The following is a 17,389-nucleotide window of genomic DNA, read 5'->3' on the forward strand; positions in this document are numbered from 1 at the left end:
TCGGGCACTCAATAACAGTGAAACTACCAAAGCCCCCTGAAAACGAAAAATGTTATCAAGTAAACCATACCTCATGAAAGCCCTGCGACCGTGTCACGGATCTGCTCTTCTTGCCGTGGCCACTGTGGCTACGTTGTCTTTTGCGGATGATAATGATATCGAAGAAGACACCTTTGAACTTTCTCCCTTTATTGTCGATGGGAGTTCGGATAGTGGATACCATGCCACTGAAACGCTTGCGGGCTCGAGGTTGAGGACGAATGTCGGTGATATTGGCGGCGCCATGGACATCTTCACCAAAGATTTCCTCGAAGATATCGGGGCTGACGACTTCTCTTCGGCTCTCGAATTTGCCACCAACACGGGTTCGTGGGATCCTGACCTCGTTTCCAACCCTGAGGCGGCGAACGCTCGGGATGATGTAAGTTACACAGTTCGGGGGTTCAAGGTGACCTCCTTGAGTCGAGACTTTTTTAAGTCGCTCTACGGAGCGGATGGATACAATACGCAACGACTTACCTTTTCCCGGGGGCCGAACTCCATCTTGTATGGAATTGCCCAGCCTGGTGGTATCGCGAATTCCATGACGATGCGCGCAAATTTTCGGAATACCACTAAGTTCACAGCGAACTACGATACCAATGGCGGCCACCGCGCTACTACCAGTTTTAATCGGGTCCTGATCGATGATAAGCTAGCGATCGTAGCGAATACTCTGTACAAGTACAAGAGCAGCTGGATTGATGGTGTGTTTTCCCGAGACAAGCGATTTCATGCGGCCTTGAAATACAGGCCATTTTCTGGATCTGAGGGAATAATGGAGGACCTCGAGATCAACTTGTCACACGAGAAAGGGCGGTCGAAGTCCCAGATCTTGGGGCGCAGCGAGCCAATTGGGGATGGTATAAGCGAGTGGATTGCAGCAGGCAAACCTGTTTTCGATAACATAAACACCCCTGAAGACGAAATTCCAGAGGGAGTGCAGAAGTACACTGACAGTTCCCGCGCTCTGTTCATGATCAAAGGGGTGCCTGGAGGACCGGAAGTTCCGACCTTGGATTGGTCGAATACTTATGTGGGATCCTCGCCGAGCGAGACCCGATCCCTGCTGGATACTTCCATAATACCGAAAGACGTTAACTATCTAGGTAGCGCTGCTGTTAAATACGAGGATTTCCAGACTACGCAGATCTTCGTGAACAAGAAATTTGGTAAACTGTATTTGGACCTTGCTTACAATTCGCAGGAGCATGGTCGGAATGCTCAGGACGAATTGCGTGGGTTCAAACTTCAGGCGGATCCGAATATGTATTTGCCAAACAGTACTCCCGATAACCTCATTCCCAATCCGTATGCGGGTAAGTATTTTATTCAGGGAAGCTGGGTGCGGCACCAACCTATACATGATCGCGATGCGGAGACTGTCCGGTTTTCGGCCTCTTACGATTTAGATTTTCAGGGTCGAGATGATATCCTGCGCCATCTAGGGAAATTCCGTTTCGCTGCAATGCAGGAAGAATCGAGAACGGAGAGGTTTCGGCAGTTTTCTCGACTTTATAACCTCACGCCGGACCTGACGAACGAGTTGCTGGTGCGGCAACCTGGATCTGGACTGTCTCCGAGCTACACGGGACCGAGACGCGGATTCGTTCCGGACAGAAGCATCAGTCGGGAGATTCGTAATACAGGGATTATTTACAATCCGGAAGAGGACTATTACGTTCAAACGAACGTTGTGGGTGGAGGTGGCTATCAGCCGGCTGCAGGGAGAGGGTACATCGTAGATCCGGAAACGGGTGAGCGACTCAGCTTTCCGATAGCCGGTAATGGAACAAATGCGAAGAACTCCCCTATTTTCAGAAGCTACATTGACCCTGAGAAGGGACTGTACGCAACGGGTGGAGCTATCCCAACTCTCCCAGGTTACGAGCAGCCCATTTACGGAGATGTGCTGATTGCGGATGGATATACGGTGGAAGGGTATCCGAATCTTCGGACTGATGAGAATGGCATAACCCTTGGTCTGGCCCCCGATATTGCTGGCGGAAAGGGATACGAGAAGCGGGTGTCTCAAACGTACACCATGCAGCACTACTTGTTTGGAGGACGGATTGTAACGACCTTGGGTTGGCGAAGCGACGACGTAGACAACTGGGGAATCAGCGAGCAGATGAGAGACTACCGCTTCGATAACGATTACTATTTCTACGGAGATGCTCGCCAGTTCGATCCACGATCTACTACCGATAATTATGTCTTCAAGGCGGGAGATCCGACTACGAAAAGTATAGTGGTAAAGCCAAATCAGTTCGTTTCCTTTTTCTATTCGCAGGCTGATAATTTCAACCCGGTCGGGAGTGGAAATAATATCTACGGCGAGGAGCTGCCGAATCCGTCCGGTCTAGGCGAAGATGCGGGAGTTCGGCTCAATTTTGGGCCAAAGTTCAACCTATCGCTCTCTGCTTTTCGCACCACTTCCAAAGACGAGCGGCAAGCGAAGATCAGGACTGGAACGCGATTCCCGATTTTCAACCAGGACTTTGTTTCCGAAACGCTGTGGAAAAATGTCAGCCGGCTGCAAAACGACGTAGAGGGTTTCGTTACCGACGATACGACTGACTACCTGACTTCTCCTTACCGACATGATAGGGAAATTAACTGGGTGGGCCGCCAGTCCGTTCAATCGGAAGGTGTAGAGCTGCGCATGACTGTGAACCCAACCAGACAATTGAGAATGATGTTTAACTTCTCGACCCAAGATAGTCAGATTAACGAGGTTGGGCCAGATCTTTACACTTACTGGATGGATTTCGTGCCGAGCGTCTTCGCTGAGCATCCGGAGTACTTGGCGGATAACCCAGAAGGCCAAACCTACATGAACCTAACGGGCGCCAAATTGAAGTTTCTTACCTACCATGGCCGCCGCGACGATAACGGAAAGCTGATTGATCGTGCCCTTACGATTCCTGAGCTGATTCGTGGTGCTCAAGATGACGTGCTTCGCTTAAGCGACCTTATCGGCTTTTCGGATTCCAGCCAGCCAAAGTCGTCGGCTAACTTCGTGGGCACCTACACCTTCGGTAACGACTCTAACTTGAAGGGGTGGGCATTCGGCGTAAACGCTCGTTGGAGGGATGTACGTACCTTGGGTTATCCTGTTAAGCCGGGCCCTGGAGCTCGTCTTGATGCAGCCAACCCCTATACGGGCGGAGACACGCTTTCGACAGGTGGTTTCATCCGTTTCAAGAAGAAGTTCGGAAACGTGAACTATACGGGGCAGATTCAGATCACCAACTTGTTCAGTGATACGGAATTGGTGCCGTTTGGAACGGATAAGGCGGGAACTGGGGAAGTTATTCGATACAAGTACCAGGCTCCTAGGACCATAGACTTCCGTAACACCCTATCGTTCTAGTTTTTCCGCTTCGCTTTATACTTGGCGATGCCCGATCGGGGCATCGCCAATTTTTTGGGTTTGGACTTTGGGGCGATCGAAAGCTGATCGGGGGATTGTTCAAAACTGTCGTCGTGTCGTGCTGAGCCTTCAACTCGACTGCCTTGTGAAGCGGATCTTGTTTCACTCAGTCCGGCTAGCTTATTGCGGCGAAAAGCCGCGTACTGGGACTACGCTAGCAGAATTCCCTTCCGGCAGGATCCTCTAGGAAAATGGGGGAAACGTCGAAAGTCGGGTACGCTAGGCGTTCTCTGGTGTCGTTCCCTTTGGACAGTTTCAAGGAAGCTCGGAGTCGATCGAATAACTGCCTGAATCGAGCGTAAAGGTAGCGTACCCATCGCAGATTCCTTCGAGTTTAACGTCGGAGCATTCCAACAAGGCGTTACCTCCCATGGTGATGAGATCGGCAGCCTTGCTTGGAATGGAAATCCTAGCGGTGGTGTTGGCTGGAATGGATACCTCCCACTGGAATCGTTCGCCATTTTTTGACCACTCGCTTTTGATTGTTCCGTACGGTGAATCGTGGCTCGTTTTTACCCAATCGAGTTGATCGAAACCGTATGGCTTCAAATGGACCACCTTGAAGCCGGGCGCTCCTGGGCGGATGCCCCCGAGGCTTTCGTGAAACCACGCTGCAAAGCCGCTTTGCATAGGGTGATTGAGGGATCGTCCCGAAGTGCTCCGCCCACGTGGAAATTCGTCGAAAATTTCGGGCCAAGTTGTCAGGCCTTGCGACAGAGCGTAGCTGTAGCTTGGCCAGGTGGGCTTTTTTAGGGCTGCGATGGCGGCATCGCTTGACCCGCTTTCGCTGAGCAGGCTGTAGATGGGCCGTCCTCCATGGATGCCTACGGCTACGTGACCTAGGTGGTTTGCGGTGACATCGTGTACTAGCGAGTTGGAGACGCGTTCCCGTTGGCGTTCGGGAAACAATTCGAACCGCAAGGAAATCGCATTTGCGGTCTGCGATCCGTATCCGCCTATGGATTCGTCGAAATAGGTTTTGTTGAAGGCATCCTTCGTTCTTCGCGCGAGTTCTTTGAACTGTTCTACGTCATCTTGCTTGCCGAGATATTCCGCAAAACGCTGCATGACGCGTAGCGTGCCGTAATAAAACGCAGTTGAGCTCAGTTCGACCGGACATTCCATGTGCTTGTTGCCGCCGGGAGGGCACCAATCTCCATAGCCACGGATCACAATGCCATTCTCGGTGAGAGATTCGACATATTGGATCCAGCGTTTGAGGTGAGGGTAGTGACGTGTGAACACGTCGGTGTCACCGTAGTAAAGGTATTGATACCAAGGAAGGAGAATGTAGGCGGATCCCCAGTCAGGGCGAGCTTCCTGGCAGACGCGTCGGCCGGTGGCGACGTTCGTGGGAATGCCAGGGGTTGCCTTTTGGCCCCAGTAGGTGACGCCTCCGCGACCGAGGTTCGTCTCGATGTCGTCCGCGAATTTTGTCCAGAACTGGGCCATGTCGTAGTTGAAAATGGCCGTTTCTCCGACAGCGTGCGTATCGCCTAGCCAGGCGCATTTTTCGCGATGCGGACAATCTTCCAGAATGGAGTGGAGGTTGTCTTCGATGGTCCACATTGACGCGTCGTAGATTCTATTCAATACCTCGTCCGAACTTAGGAAGTAGCCTCGTCGGGCGACGGCGGTGCGTACGAATACGCCTTGGAGCGTATCGCTGTCAGGGGGTGAACTGAGTCCCTCGATTTCTATGTATCTGAAACCGTGATACGTAAAACGAGGTTCCCATGTTTCGATTCCGTCACCTTTGCAGATGTAGATGTCCATTTGCTCGAGTCCAGTGGCGTGAACCCCGGTAGTAATCATGTCGAGCTCTCTTCGATCGTCGGTCAGGATTTCAGAGTAGCGCAGGGTGAGTTGCGTGCCTGCCGGCTCTTGAACCCGGATCTTTGCCCAACCAGCTATATTTTGACCGAGGTCAAAGATCCATTTTCCGTCATGTCCTCGGATTATGGATACTGGGGCGAGGGATTTTATCCTCCTGATGGGGTCGATCATTTGCGCTTGTAGCTTTGGAGCGAGGGCTTCGCATCGCGTTGCGTGCGACCAGCTTGAGTCGTCGAATCCTGGAAGCTGCCAGCCGTCCATTTCCAGTCGAGCGTCATAGCTCTCCCCTCCGTAGACGTTGTCGTAGAGTATAGGGCCGCTGGATGCTTTCCATGAAGAGTCTGAATTAATGGTTTGAGTGGAGCCGTCTGCGTAGTCCACGAGGATTTTGGCGATAAGCCCTGGCCTGCCGTAGTTGAGGCCGGGGGCATTGAAGGCATGGTTCTGACCATAGAAACCACTGCCCAGCTGCACTGTGGCGACGTTTTCACCGGGGTGGAGAGCGGCGGTGATGTCATGGGTGACGTAAAGAGCTCGTCGATCGTAAGTGACGTTGGCGGGGTCGAGAACGGCGTCGCTGCAAGGGATCCCGTTGATTTGCATTTCGCTGTATCCGAGACCGCATAGGTAGGCGCGGGCTCGCTTGATTCCGGGGCGGACCGTGAAGGTTTTCCTGAACAGAGGCGAGGGGTAGGATTGGACTTCCTTGGCCTCGTTAATGAACTTGGTTTTGAGTGACCTTTTGGTAAGGGGAGAGCTTCGGTTGTCGCCCTCCATTTGTATCCAGTTGGCGCCGTCCCAATCCGACTGCGAAGGAAGTCCGATTTCCCAGCTTCCGATGGTTGACCACTCGCTCTTCCTGTTATTCTGGTCCCAGAACTGGACGCTCCAGTAGCAAGTCTGGCGCGACGAAAGGGGGAGGCCTGCATAGCGAAGGTGGAGACTTTGATTAGATTCTACTTTTCCGCTGTCCCAAAGGTCGGCTTGGCGGGACTTGATTCCTTCTGGCGTAGTTGAGACGAGAATGCGGTAGGCGGTTTGCTGGACCGCATGTTCCTGTGACTCGATTTGCCAGCTCAAACGTGGGCTTGTCTCGTCGATCCCGAGTGGGTCCCTTTTGTATTCGCAGGTCAGGTTGACCACGCTAGCTGCGTAGCTTTGAGCCACAAGGAGCAGGCTGGCGAGTAGAGAGAGAAGGCGATATTTCGATGGCATTGTCTTGGGTGTGGAGGCGAAGGTTCAGCGCTCGGGTATCGATTTCAGAAGTCGGGTGAGTTCGGCTCCAGCTGCGAGGAAGGCACCGGTTCCATAGACTTCAGTGCGGTCGGGCCATGCCGAGCCCGGTTCGGCGCCAATCGGCTGGACGTAGCCTAGCATTCCCTCGGGGGTGATGGAGCGCGCGAGCGCTCCCCAGGCCTTCAGGACAACCGGTTCGTAGGTATCGCGGTCAAGGATGCCGGCGTTGATGCCCCAAGCTAGGCCGAAACAGTAGAACCCGGTGCCGCTGGTTTCTGGAGTAGGGTAGGTATCGGCCTCGAGAAGGCTCATGGCCCAATGGCCGTTTGGGGTTTGCAGGTAGGCAATGCGGCGGGCCATCTTTTTGTAGATATCTACGAAGTACCGGTGCTGTTCGGAGTTTTTAGGCAGTTCGGGGATAAGCTCTGCGAGGCCGCCGAACACCCAACCGTTGCCGCGAGCCCAAAATATTTTGCTGCCATTGTGTCTTTGTTCGATGAAACGGGTGTCGCGGAAGTAGAGGTCTTCGGTCGGATCGAAGAGAAGTTCGGTGATTGCCTTGTATTCGTCGAACATCCAGTCGCGGTACTTTGGATTGCCCGTGACGGAGGAGAGTTTGGCCCAGACGGGTGGGGCCATGAAGAGCGAATCGCACCAGCTCCAACGATCTTCTCCGATTCGATGGTTCCAGGTGAGGGGAACGGTCGATGGCTTGGCTATGATTTTGTCGAACTGGTCGACTATATTTTTGTACTTAGATTTGTCTCCAAATTTCTGGTACAAGCTGAGGTATAGCTGCCCGATGCAGTGGTCGTCCGCGTGGTAGAAGCGAGCGGGTCGGAGTTTCCAATGCATGTTTTCTGAAAGATCTATCAACCATCGGTAGTAGCGGGGGTCCTCTGAGATCTCAGCCCACTTTTCCATCCCGACCATTAGGGTGGCGGCCGGCCATTCATTGGCGGTGTAGGGGCGTTTGCGGTGCTTGTTGTCGAAGACCTCGCCGAAGTGCTCGATTTGCCAGTCTGCGACGCGGCTAAGCTCATTGCGTACCGAAGCAAGGGAGGGGCGTTCTTCCGGGGGATCTGAGCGACCGATCCAGTAATCAACTACAGAAACGGTTTTCCCGGTTTGTCCGATGACGGAAATCCAGCCATCCGCCCGGCTGCGGTCCACTTGTATTTTGCTGTCCTCAAACAGCGTTGCTGGACCCGAAGCGAGCTTGTCTCGTTTGGCGAAGCTGTCAGCAGCTGCGCTCTCGATGCCCTCTGGAGTTACGAGATAAACGCGATCGTCATGGGCCGCCAGGCTTCCGAGGGACGGCGAAGATTGGCGACTCCATTGGCCAGTCGTCGGATTGCGCTGAAAGTAAGCTGGAGAGCCGTCCTCGCCTTTCATCAATACGTGGACGCGACCGCTGGCATCGACCGTCATGGAGCCCCCGTTTACGAATTTCGTTCCAGATGGGATCGACCAGACTACGGCGCTTTGGGTGTCGGCAGTAATAAAGGCGTTGCCTCTAATACCGATGGTGTTGCCCTCGTTGTCTTTCCAGGTGTTGCCTTGGTCGTCGCTGTAGGCATAGCAGAGGTCGTGAGTCGTGTCGGCCTTGGGCGAGTCGCGCCAGCACCAGGTCAAGTGTCGACGGCCGTTGTGGGTTGCCAAGGAGTGAGGGTAGGCGTTCACGGTTTTATTTCCGCGGGACCAACTCTTGTCGATGATCTTTGCCTGTGCGGGATCGTTGAGGAACCACTTGCCGTTGCTGTATTCAAAAAGGCAGGAATCGGCGCTGCCCGAGCCGCCGTTGAGGCGTAGGTAGAGAGATAGGTTTTTTCCGTGGTTGGCGAAGCTTGGGTAGGTGACGCCTTCAATCTTCGGACCGCCTAGATTGTCCTGTACCGGGCCGAAGAGCTTGTCGTTCCATGAGTAGTTTTCTGGGCTTCGGGCAACGGGGTGTAGACTTTTTCGGTACCGAAGGGTGGAACCATGGTGGTCGAAGCTTAGGTGTAGGTAGCCGTCCGCTGAGATGCCCAGCGCTACTTTCTCATGACCGTCGCCAAAACCGCGGGCGATGGGGCCGACTTTTCCTCGGTCGCCGTTTTCGGTTCGTTGGTATCCGGTAAGCGATACCGCGTGCCAGGAGCCTCCAGGCAGCCTCCGTCTTGCAACGGTAACTTGGCGCTGGTCGTCCCAGAAGGCAGCGTATTGCCAGCCAGCATGGCTTTGTAGGGCTCCGGGGCCGAAATTCCACTTGGCCGGCCTCTCCACAATATCTTTGGGCATAGCGCGCGTGCTGACAGTCGAGATTCTGTGGAACGAGGTCTCCGCCCGCGTCTGAGCTGGCGCTAGATAGGCGCCTATAAGACAGGCGAGCGGAGCGAGTAGTTTTTGTAAGGCGTTGTTGCTGAGCATCCTATTTGAGTTCAGTGAAGCGGAAGAGGGGAGCGGTTCTTTTTGATCTTTGGCCTTTTCCTGCTCCGAAGGCAGGTTTCCCTGGGGGCGCGGCCAAGGAATTAACCAATGATTGATTTCATCGCGATGCAACGGGATCTCGGAGAGGCTTTGCCTGACTGTTAGGTTCTCTTTAGGGAGAGCGAACCTTGCTAGGGATAGGCTTCGGGAGGCCCTTTTCTTAGAGGAGGAAGACGATCTGTTCGGGCCGCTGCACCGTACAGTCAGGTTGTCCCGCAATTGTCTTTGTTGGGTTAGCGAACTGTATTATTTCCACCTTGGATAGTCTGCCTGAATCTCGCTCGCTTTAAGTGAGCAGTTGCCGCCCCTTGCCGGTGGGCGAGGTTTTCTCGGCTATTCCTTCCCCTACCTAACCCTTAGGGACCGGCTCGGTTCCAGTGAAGCTCTCCTCTGTGGAGATATTCAACATACAAACGATGATGATATACCCCCCACTAAAAGAAATCCCCACGTGGAAACTTATTTACGGAGCTCTTGTATTGAGCGCTGCCTATTCTCCCGCCTTAATGGCTCAAGAGGAGGATGTTGATGTGTATGAACTCTCTCCTTTTACGATCGATGCGGGGTCCGAAGATGGCTATCGCGCGACGCAAACGCTTAGTGGCACTCGCCTCAAAAGTGACCTGAAAGATGTTGGTGCCTCGATGACGATCTTTACGGAAGAGATCATGAACGATCTTGCGGCGAATAGTATAGAAGACATTCTGAACTTCGCCCCGAATACAGACGTTTTCGTAAACGATCTTAACGATTCTCAAGGATTTGGAAACGACTTCATAAACAATGACGTAAAGTATGTTACGCGCGGTGGTTCCACCACGATTGTAGGACAGAATTTCTTCCAGACCGGCATTCCGAACGATCGTTTCAGCACGGAGCGTCTGACCTTTACGCGCGGGCCGAACGCGGTGCTATTCGGCCTGGGAAACCCCGCTGGAGCTTTCGTCTCGAGTACGAAGCAAGCTCACAGCAAGAAGAAGACTTCGATCTCGACTCAAATCGACGATAGAGGGTCCTTCCGTATTAATCTAGACCATAACCAACCGATCGTCGAAGACAAGCTGGCGGTTCGCTATTCGGGGCTTTACGATGCGAGCAATCACTACCTGCCTGACGCTGAGGGCCTGAGCAAGCGGCACTTCTTCACCGTTCGTTACCAGCCCCTGAAAGGGACGGTGTTGAGAGCGAACTACGAGCGAGGGACCATAGACAAGCCGGCGGTTCGACCGTGGCCTATCTTCGACGCCTACAGCGCTTGGATGCAGGAAGGGTCTCCGTTGCGAGCGACTCCCAGTACGCCTCGTGTCGAAGGTATGGAGAACGATGGCGCTCGTGACTTGATCTCTACGGAGTTCAGTCCAGCTGGTACGCAGATCCCTACTATGACTTTGCGAAACCAAGCTCGAAGCGCCAAGCCTAGCTTCGCTGCGGGATTCGCTCCCTCGGGCAATAAATTGTCTTCTATAGACGAATCCGTGTTTCCTATCTTTCATACCACGTTCGCGGGATTGGCGGCGCGATTGCACGACTACGAGACCAACAGTTTCTTTTTGGAACAGAAGATCACCGACAAGATGTATTTGGAGCTCGCATACAATACTGTTGAAAACGATTACCGTTCTTTCAATGGCATGCGGGGAGGGGACGCGATGTTGCATTTCGACGTCAACGAGCAGCTTCCTGACGGTAGTCCCAACCCCAATGTAGGCCTGCCGTACGTTCAGGCTAGGCCAACCCTTATCGATGCGGACAGCGAGAGAATTAACAAGCGAGCCATGTTGTCCTACGATTTGGACTTTACCGATAGGGACGATTGGGTGAAGCACCTCGGAAGGCACCAAATGGCAGTTTTTTTGGAGGACTCTAGGGTCGAGTCGTGGGCGAGCAACAATGTACATCGCAATGTAACGCCGCTCTTCACTACTTCACCGCAGACGCGCATAACGCACCCATGGAACCAGCTTTCGTATCGATTCTATTTCGATCCGGAAAACGGCAAGCTCAGTACTGCCGAGGGCAGGCGGATTCTTGAGGCACCGGTCATTTATTCAGGAGATCCCATTCCGGAGCCGGGCCCGAATGGGATCACGCCGGCCTTTGTGGCCCAGCAAGGGCCTAACGTACGAGACGTAGACGTCGAGACCGAGGCGCTCGCGATCCAAAGCTTCTTCTTCAACCGCCGGTTAGTGGTCACGAATGGTTTTCGTGAAGATACGCAAACTTCATTCGCCGGTTTGCCTGCAGACTTCAGGGATTTCCGCGATGATGACCTGAACAACGTGAACCCACGCACGTTGAGCCCCCGCGAGCTCTTTGCGGATAGTCCCGAATCTCGGGGCGGTAGCACTAAAAGCCAAGGTGTTGTCTTTCACGCTACCAAGTTCATGAGCTTGAGCTACAATACGTCGAACAACTTCTCGGTAAACGCGACCACGCGCGACCTGTACGGAAACCTATTGCCGAATCCGCAGGGCGATGGCGAAGATATTAGCGTGAAATTCGATCTTATGGATCGGAAGATGTTCTTGGACTTTACGTATTATACCAATTCCACGGTTGATAAGCTTGATGATATAAGAAGAACCCCTGCAGGCGATTTTCTGCAGGTGCGAGACATATGGAATACGATCTATAATGAAACGGGAGATCCGAAGTTTCAATCGCCTCCGTACGCTACGCTTGGATCGATCTGGAAGGATCGTACGACTACGACCGCAAAGGGATGGGAGTTTTCAATGACGGCTAAACCTGTTAAGGGCTGGAATATCCGATTGAACGGCAGCAAGCGCGGCAACAGTACTACCACCGAACGTGGTGTCGTTACCCGCCAGTACATGAACGAGTACCTCCCTATCATCAAAGCCAACGAGACTTGGATGGGATATGTTTCCGGCGACGGGGAAGGGCGAGCGGTATCCGAAATCGTAGCAGATCTAGAGGAAACCCTTCGCAACTTCGAGCGCATCAAGGATCTACCAGCCGATGTGTTCGCCCCGAACTGGACGGCCAACCTAATCACTTCCTATCGATTCGCAGGTGACTCGAGCCTCAAGGGCTTCTCGATCGGGGGTAGCATGAATATGCGTGGGAAGACTATCAACGGTTTCGGTGTTGACGATTCTGATACGGTATTGCCCGATGTTCCGTTCTACTCGCCAGGATACGAAATATTTGGGGCGTGGTTTGGATACGACAGAAAAATCTTAAACGATAAAGTAAATTGGAAGTTTCAGGTCAATATTCGCAACGTATTCGACGATTACACGGTACACCCGCTACGGTCGGTTGACACCAGAGACGGAAACAACACCTCGAGCACTGCTTTGTACATGTTGCGTGAGCCGAGGACCATTCGTATAACAAACACGTTTACGTTCTAGCCTACATAGATTGAGTGAGCTTTTCGGAGGCAGCGGCTATTAGCCGTTGCCTCTCTTTTTGTCGATTCGGTTAGTGTTGCCGGAACCCTCTTCTAATGAGGGGTAGCCTTAGGTTTTCCTCAGGGGCGTATCGATTTTTCAAGGTATCTGGGGTGGCGGCGGACAGTCAGGTTGCTTGGCCGTTGATTGTTCGCTTGTTTGAATCATGTAAAATAGCCTGCCCGCCCCCATCTTCATAAGATAATGAGAGTCTCTCTGTTTTGTGAAGCGTGGGGTGCTCGCTTGTTTAGGTTATAGTTAAGGGAGCCGTGGCGGCTACCTGTTTTCCCTGTTCATCTAGAATCAATTGATGGCAAATTATGAAAAAATACCCCATACATGTCGCGTTCCCCTTTAGGAACGTTGTTTGCGGAGTTCTTGCAATTGGCGCGATCCAAGCCCCTAGGCTTCTAGCCCAAGGGGAGGAGCCAGAGGTCTTTGAGCTCTCTCCATTCACTGTCGATGCCGGTTCTGAAGACGGCTATCGAGCCACCCAAACGCTCAGTGGTACACGGCTCAAGAGCGACTTGAAGGATGTCGGATCCTCTCTGACTATCTTCACCGAAGAGATCATGAACGATCTCGCTGCGAACAGCATCGAGGATTTGCTGAACTATGCTCCGAATACGGACGTATTCGTAAACGAGCTCACAGACACGCAAGGGTTCGGAAACGACTTTCTCAACCAGGACGTCAAGTACGTAACCCGAGGGGGAGCCACCACTATCGTGGGACAGAACTTCTTCCAGACGGGTATTCCGAATGACCGTTTCAACACAGAGAGGCTAACGTTTACGCGAGGACCCAACGCCGTGCTCTTCGGTCTGGGCAATCCATCGGGCGCCTTCGTTTCCAGCACTAAGCAAGCAGGCGACAAGACCACGACCAGCATTGTTACCCAGATCGATGACCGCGGTTCTTTCCGCATCAATTTCGACCACAATCAGGTCCTGGTAGAGGACCGGCTTGCGATACGTTACTCGGGGCTACACGACGCCAGCAACCATTACCTGCCTGACGCGGAAGGTCTCAGCAAGCGTCATTTCGTGACCCTACGCTTCAAGCCCTTCGAGAAGACTGTGCTTCGCGCGAACTACGAGCAGGGGACTATCGACAAGCCAGCAGTACGCCCTTGGCCGATCTTCGACGGCTACGGTCCATGGATCAAGGAAGGCCGTCCTACTCGCGCCACTCCAACCACCCCGAGGGTTGCTGGAATGGTAAACGATGGAGCTCGCGATATCATCTCCACGGCTTTCAGTCCTGGCGGAACGCAGATTCCGACTCAGTCACTGCTAAATCAGGCCCGCAGTGAGACCCCGAGCCTAGCGACGGGATTCTTTCCTTCCGGGAACAAGCTTTCATCTATCGATGAGGACATCTTCCCGATCTTCCATACCACTTTTGCGGGGCTCGCGGCTCGCTTGCATGACTACAATACTAAGTCGTTTTTCATCGAACAGCAGATCACCGATAGGATGTTCGTCGAGCTCGCTTACAACACTGTCGAGAACGACTACCGCTCCTTCAACGGTATGCGCGGCGGCGATGCGATGCTCCACTTCGACGTGAACGAGCAATTGCCGGACGGTAGCCCCAACCCGAACGTGGGACTTCCCTATGTGCAAGCTCGTCCGACGCTTATCGATGGGGACAACGAGCGAGAAGACATGCGGGCTATGGTCTCCTACGACCTCGACTTCACCCAGCGAGACGGCTGGGCCCAGCATCTGGGCCGTCACCAAATGGCAGTCTTCTTTGAGGACGGCAACGAGCAGTCCTGGTCGAGCAACAACGTGCATCGCAATATCACGCCGACCTTTCCAAACGTGCCGCAGAGCCGTATCACCCATGGATGGAACCAACTCTCCTACCGTTTCTACTTCGAACCTGAAACGGGTAAGCTCAGCACTGCAGCAGGTCGCCAAATTTTGGAGGCGCCCGTCATCTACGCCGGAGATCCGATACCCGAGGCGCATCCCAGCGGCATCACCCCCGGTTTTGTTGCCCAGCAAGGGCCTAGCGTCAGAGATGTAGAAGTGAAAACGGAGGCCCTTGCCGTTCAAAGTTTCTTTTTGAATCGACGTCTCGTCGTCACCAACGGCTTCCGCGAAGACACGCAGACCTCTTGGGCTGGTGTGCCAGGAGATTTTACGGATCTGCGAGATGCGGATTTGAACAACGTCAATCCGAGAACGCTTAATCCACGCGAGCTCTTTGCGGGCGAACCGGACAAGCAGATCAAACGCGGCGGCAGTACCGCGAGCCAAGGAGTGGTCTTTCACGCGACTCCGTTCATGAGCTTGAGCTACAATACGTCGAACAACCTGTCGATCACCGCGAACACCTACGACCTCTATGGGAACCTCCTTCCCAACACGCAGGGAGATGGAGAGGATTTCAGCGTCAAGTTCGACATTTTAGATAGGAAGATGTATCTGGATTTCACCTACTACACGAATTCCACGGTAGACAAGCTCGACGACATTCGTGAAACCCCAGCGGGCAGCTTCCTGCAAGTTCGCGATATTTGGAACACTCTTTTCAATGAAACGGGCGACGTTAAGTTCCAATCGCCTCCTTACGCGACCATCGGATCGGTCTGGCGTGACCGCGCGAGCACTACTGCTAAAGGCTGGGAGTTCTCGATGACGGCGAAGCCGGTCAAAGGCTGGAACGTTCAACTAAACGGCAGTAAACGTGGCAATAGTACCACTACCGAACGTGGCGTGGTAACGCGGCAGTACATGAATGAATATCTGCCGATTATCAAAGCCAACAGTACGTGGATGAATTACGTGTCGGAAGACGGTCAAGGTCGTCTTGTTTCCGAAATCGTTGCTGAGCTTGAGGAGACGCTGCGAAATTTCGATCGCATCAAGGATCTTCCAGCTGACGTCTTCGCGCCGAACTGGACGGCGAACTTGATCACCTCTTACCGCTTCAATAAGGAATCCCGTTTTAAGGGATTTTCCATCGGCGGTAGCATGAACATGCGCGGCAAGACCATCAACGGCTTTGGGGTGGACTCGAACGGAGACGTGTTGCCCGACAAGCCCTTTTACGCTCCCGGTTACGAGATCTTCGGCACTTGGTTTGGATACGATCGGAAGATCCTCAACGACAAGGTAAAGTGGAAGTTTCAGGTGAATGTCATTAACCTTTTCGACAACTATACGGTTCACCCGCTTCGTTCCATCGATACGCAAGATGGAAACAACACGCCAAGCGTCGCCTTGTATACCTTGCGTGAGCCTAGGACGGTTCGGATAACAAACACCTTTTCTTTCTAGCAGAAATCTAGGCTTCTGTTTTTTTGAAGCAGCGGTCCTGGTGGCCGCTGCTTTTTTGTATTCGAAGTACGGTGACGCACTTAAGGAGACTGACTGTCCGCGTTGGGCGGCCTTTCTTTATTGACCCAAGTTTGGGACCTTGTTTTTGCCCCCCCCCCCTCTCTCGGCTGATTCGAGAATTCCGCTGTGCCCAGACCGTTGCGCTCGCTCGAACGTCGATGCGTGAATCTTGGGTTTAGTTCCAACAATATCTTCAAAGTGCAGCAATTGTCGCCGCTGCGAGTTAATGTTATGACCCTTCTGAAAGAAACAAGAATCATCGTATTATTGCTGGCCGCTGTGGTAGCGTTCACTGTCGGGTATCAATATCTGGGAAAAAGCGAAGAAAGCCTATTGTCGTACGAAGAGAAGATAAGTGGTGAAGTAAAACCAGGTACCTCCCTCCCTGCTGATACTCAGAGGCGCGAATTGGACCCTGCCTTTATTTCGGACCTAGAGGCCGCCTTTGCCGTTTTGATTGATCGTGACGACGAACATAGCGAATACGACTTGCATTTATTGATTCAGGAGATGACCCCCTCCGAGTTGGAGGCCTACCTTGAGGCGATCAGGCGGATTAAGGTCGAATCTTATCGAACGAGGGCGGAAATTGCCTTGCACTACCGTTGGCTTGAGTGGGATCCAGATGAGTCTCTTCAGCACGCGCTAGAAACGTGGGACCATGAAATTGCGGATACGTGGTTCGATGTTCTTGTGAGGCGCTATGCTGAGCTTTCCCCAAGAGAATCTATTGCTTGGTTGAAGCGGTCCTCCGATCCACTCGTAGTAAGCCGCTTCGCCAAGTACGCCAGCCAGGCTACGATTGGGATGGCCCCTCATGATCTGTCCTTTGCGACGGAGACACTTTCGCTTATAGAGGACCCGGAACTTCGAAGCAGATCCGTAGCCGCAATCGCATACAACATGGATCGATCGGAGGCTGAGCGGTGGCGCGGACGGTTGGAGCGGTCAGATGACCGCAACAGTGTCTCGCTGCAGGTTGCTTCGCTGCTGATGGAAGAGAGTCCCGTTGAAGCCTTGGACTTATTGCTGGAGCTGGAGCAGACTTCTGACCCCTTGAGGGAGCAATTGGCAGCCGTAGGACTGCAAAAGCTGATCGAATCGGAACCGGGGCTCATCGAGCACTACTTTTCTAAGTTCAAATTTCCTCCTGCTGAAATCGGAGCCTTCGTCCAGCTGATGTTTCAGCAGATGTTATCAAATGACGAGTCATCCGCTCTCAGTTGGGCGGAGGAGCTGGAGGCTGATGGTCTGATGGATGACGCGACCCGTTTTGGGATTATGCATCAGCTCAAGCAGAGACATCCTCAACTTGCTCAGGTTTGGCGGGACCGGATTCAGGACCCCGCAGTACTCGAAGAACCAGATCGCTAAGCGTTGTGGAGCCCGCTTTCGGCTAGGAATGCCTCTTCTGTTAGTAACATACGAAAATACCCAAAACTATGAAAATCATTAGGAATACAGCCTTGCTTGGCTTCACTGCGCTAGCCTTTCAGCTATCGTACGCCCGTGACGTAATTGCGCCCGCTGACCCATCTATAACAAGTCACACTCTCAGTTATAAAGGTTCAGTACTCGGTATTGCGGAAAACGCTGGAGGG

General features: G+C 53.1%; 6 protein-coding genes. 4 read left to right on the forward strand and 2 right to left on the reverse strand.

The annotated features are described in order from the left end of the window. The first annotated feature begins 73 nt into the window (after positions 1-73). On the forward strand, positions 74-3,415 hold the full coding sequence (locus IEN85_RS19055; protein ID WP_191618695.1) for a hypothetical protein: 3,342 nt from the start codon (positions 74-76) through the stop codon (positions 3,413-3,415). 315 nt (positions 3,416-3,730) lie between these two features. On the opposite strand, the gene IEN85_RS19060 is transcribed toward IEN85_RS19055, so the two are convergent. Next, positions 3,731-6,526: a family 78 glycoside hydrolase catalytic domain gene (locus tag IEN85_RS19060; RefSeq protein WP_191618696.1), complete on the reverse strand. Its 2,796-nt coding sequence runs from the start codon at positions 6,524-6,526 to the stop codon at positions 3,731-3,733. Between the two features lie 24 nt (positions 6,527-6,550). Continuing rightward, complete coding sequence (locus IEN85_RS19065) at positions 6,551-8,827, reverse strand: glycoside hydrolase family 88 protein (protein ID WP_191618697.1); 2,277 nt, start codon at positions 8,825-8,827, stop codon at positions 6,551-6,553. A gap of 695 nt (positions 8,828-9,522) precedes the next feature. Between IEN85_RS19065 and IEN85_RS19070 the strand changes: the two genes are divergently transcribed. The 3 genes from IEN85_RS19070 to IEN85_RS19080 all read left to right on the forward strand — a co-directional run bounded on the left by IEN85_RS19070 (position 9,523) and on the right by IEN85_RS19080 (position 17,162). Continuing rightward, positions 9,523-12,396: a hypothetical protein gene (locus tag IEN85_RS19070; protein WP_191618698.1), complete on the forward strand. Its 2,874-nt coding sequence runs from the start codon at positions 9,523-9,525 to the stop codon at positions 12,394-12,396. A gap of 359 nt (positions 12,397-12,755) precedes the next feature. Beyond that, positions 12,756-15,728 (forward strand): TonB-dependent receptor, encoded by a 2,973-nt coding sequence (locus IEN85_RS19075; RefSeq protein ID WP_191618699.1) that lies wholly within the window; start codon positions 12,756-12,758, stop codon positions 15,726-15,728. A 291-nt stretch (positions 15,729-16,019) separates the two neighbouring features. After that, positions 16,020-17,162 carry a hypothetical protein gene (locus IEN85_RS19080; protein WP_191618700.1) on the forward strand — a complete coding sequence of 381 codons (1,143 nt, stop codon included), beginning with the start codon at positions 16,020-16,022 and terminating at the stop codon, positions 17,160-17,162. Positions 17,163-17,389: the final 227 nt, after the last annotated feature.

The sequence above is a fragment of the Pelagicoccus enzymogenes genome (genome assembly GCF_014803405.1).
GTDB classification, from domain to species: Bacteria; Verrucomicrobiota; Verrucomicrobiia; order Opitutales; family Opitutaceae; genus Pelagicoccus; species Pelagicoccus enzymogenes.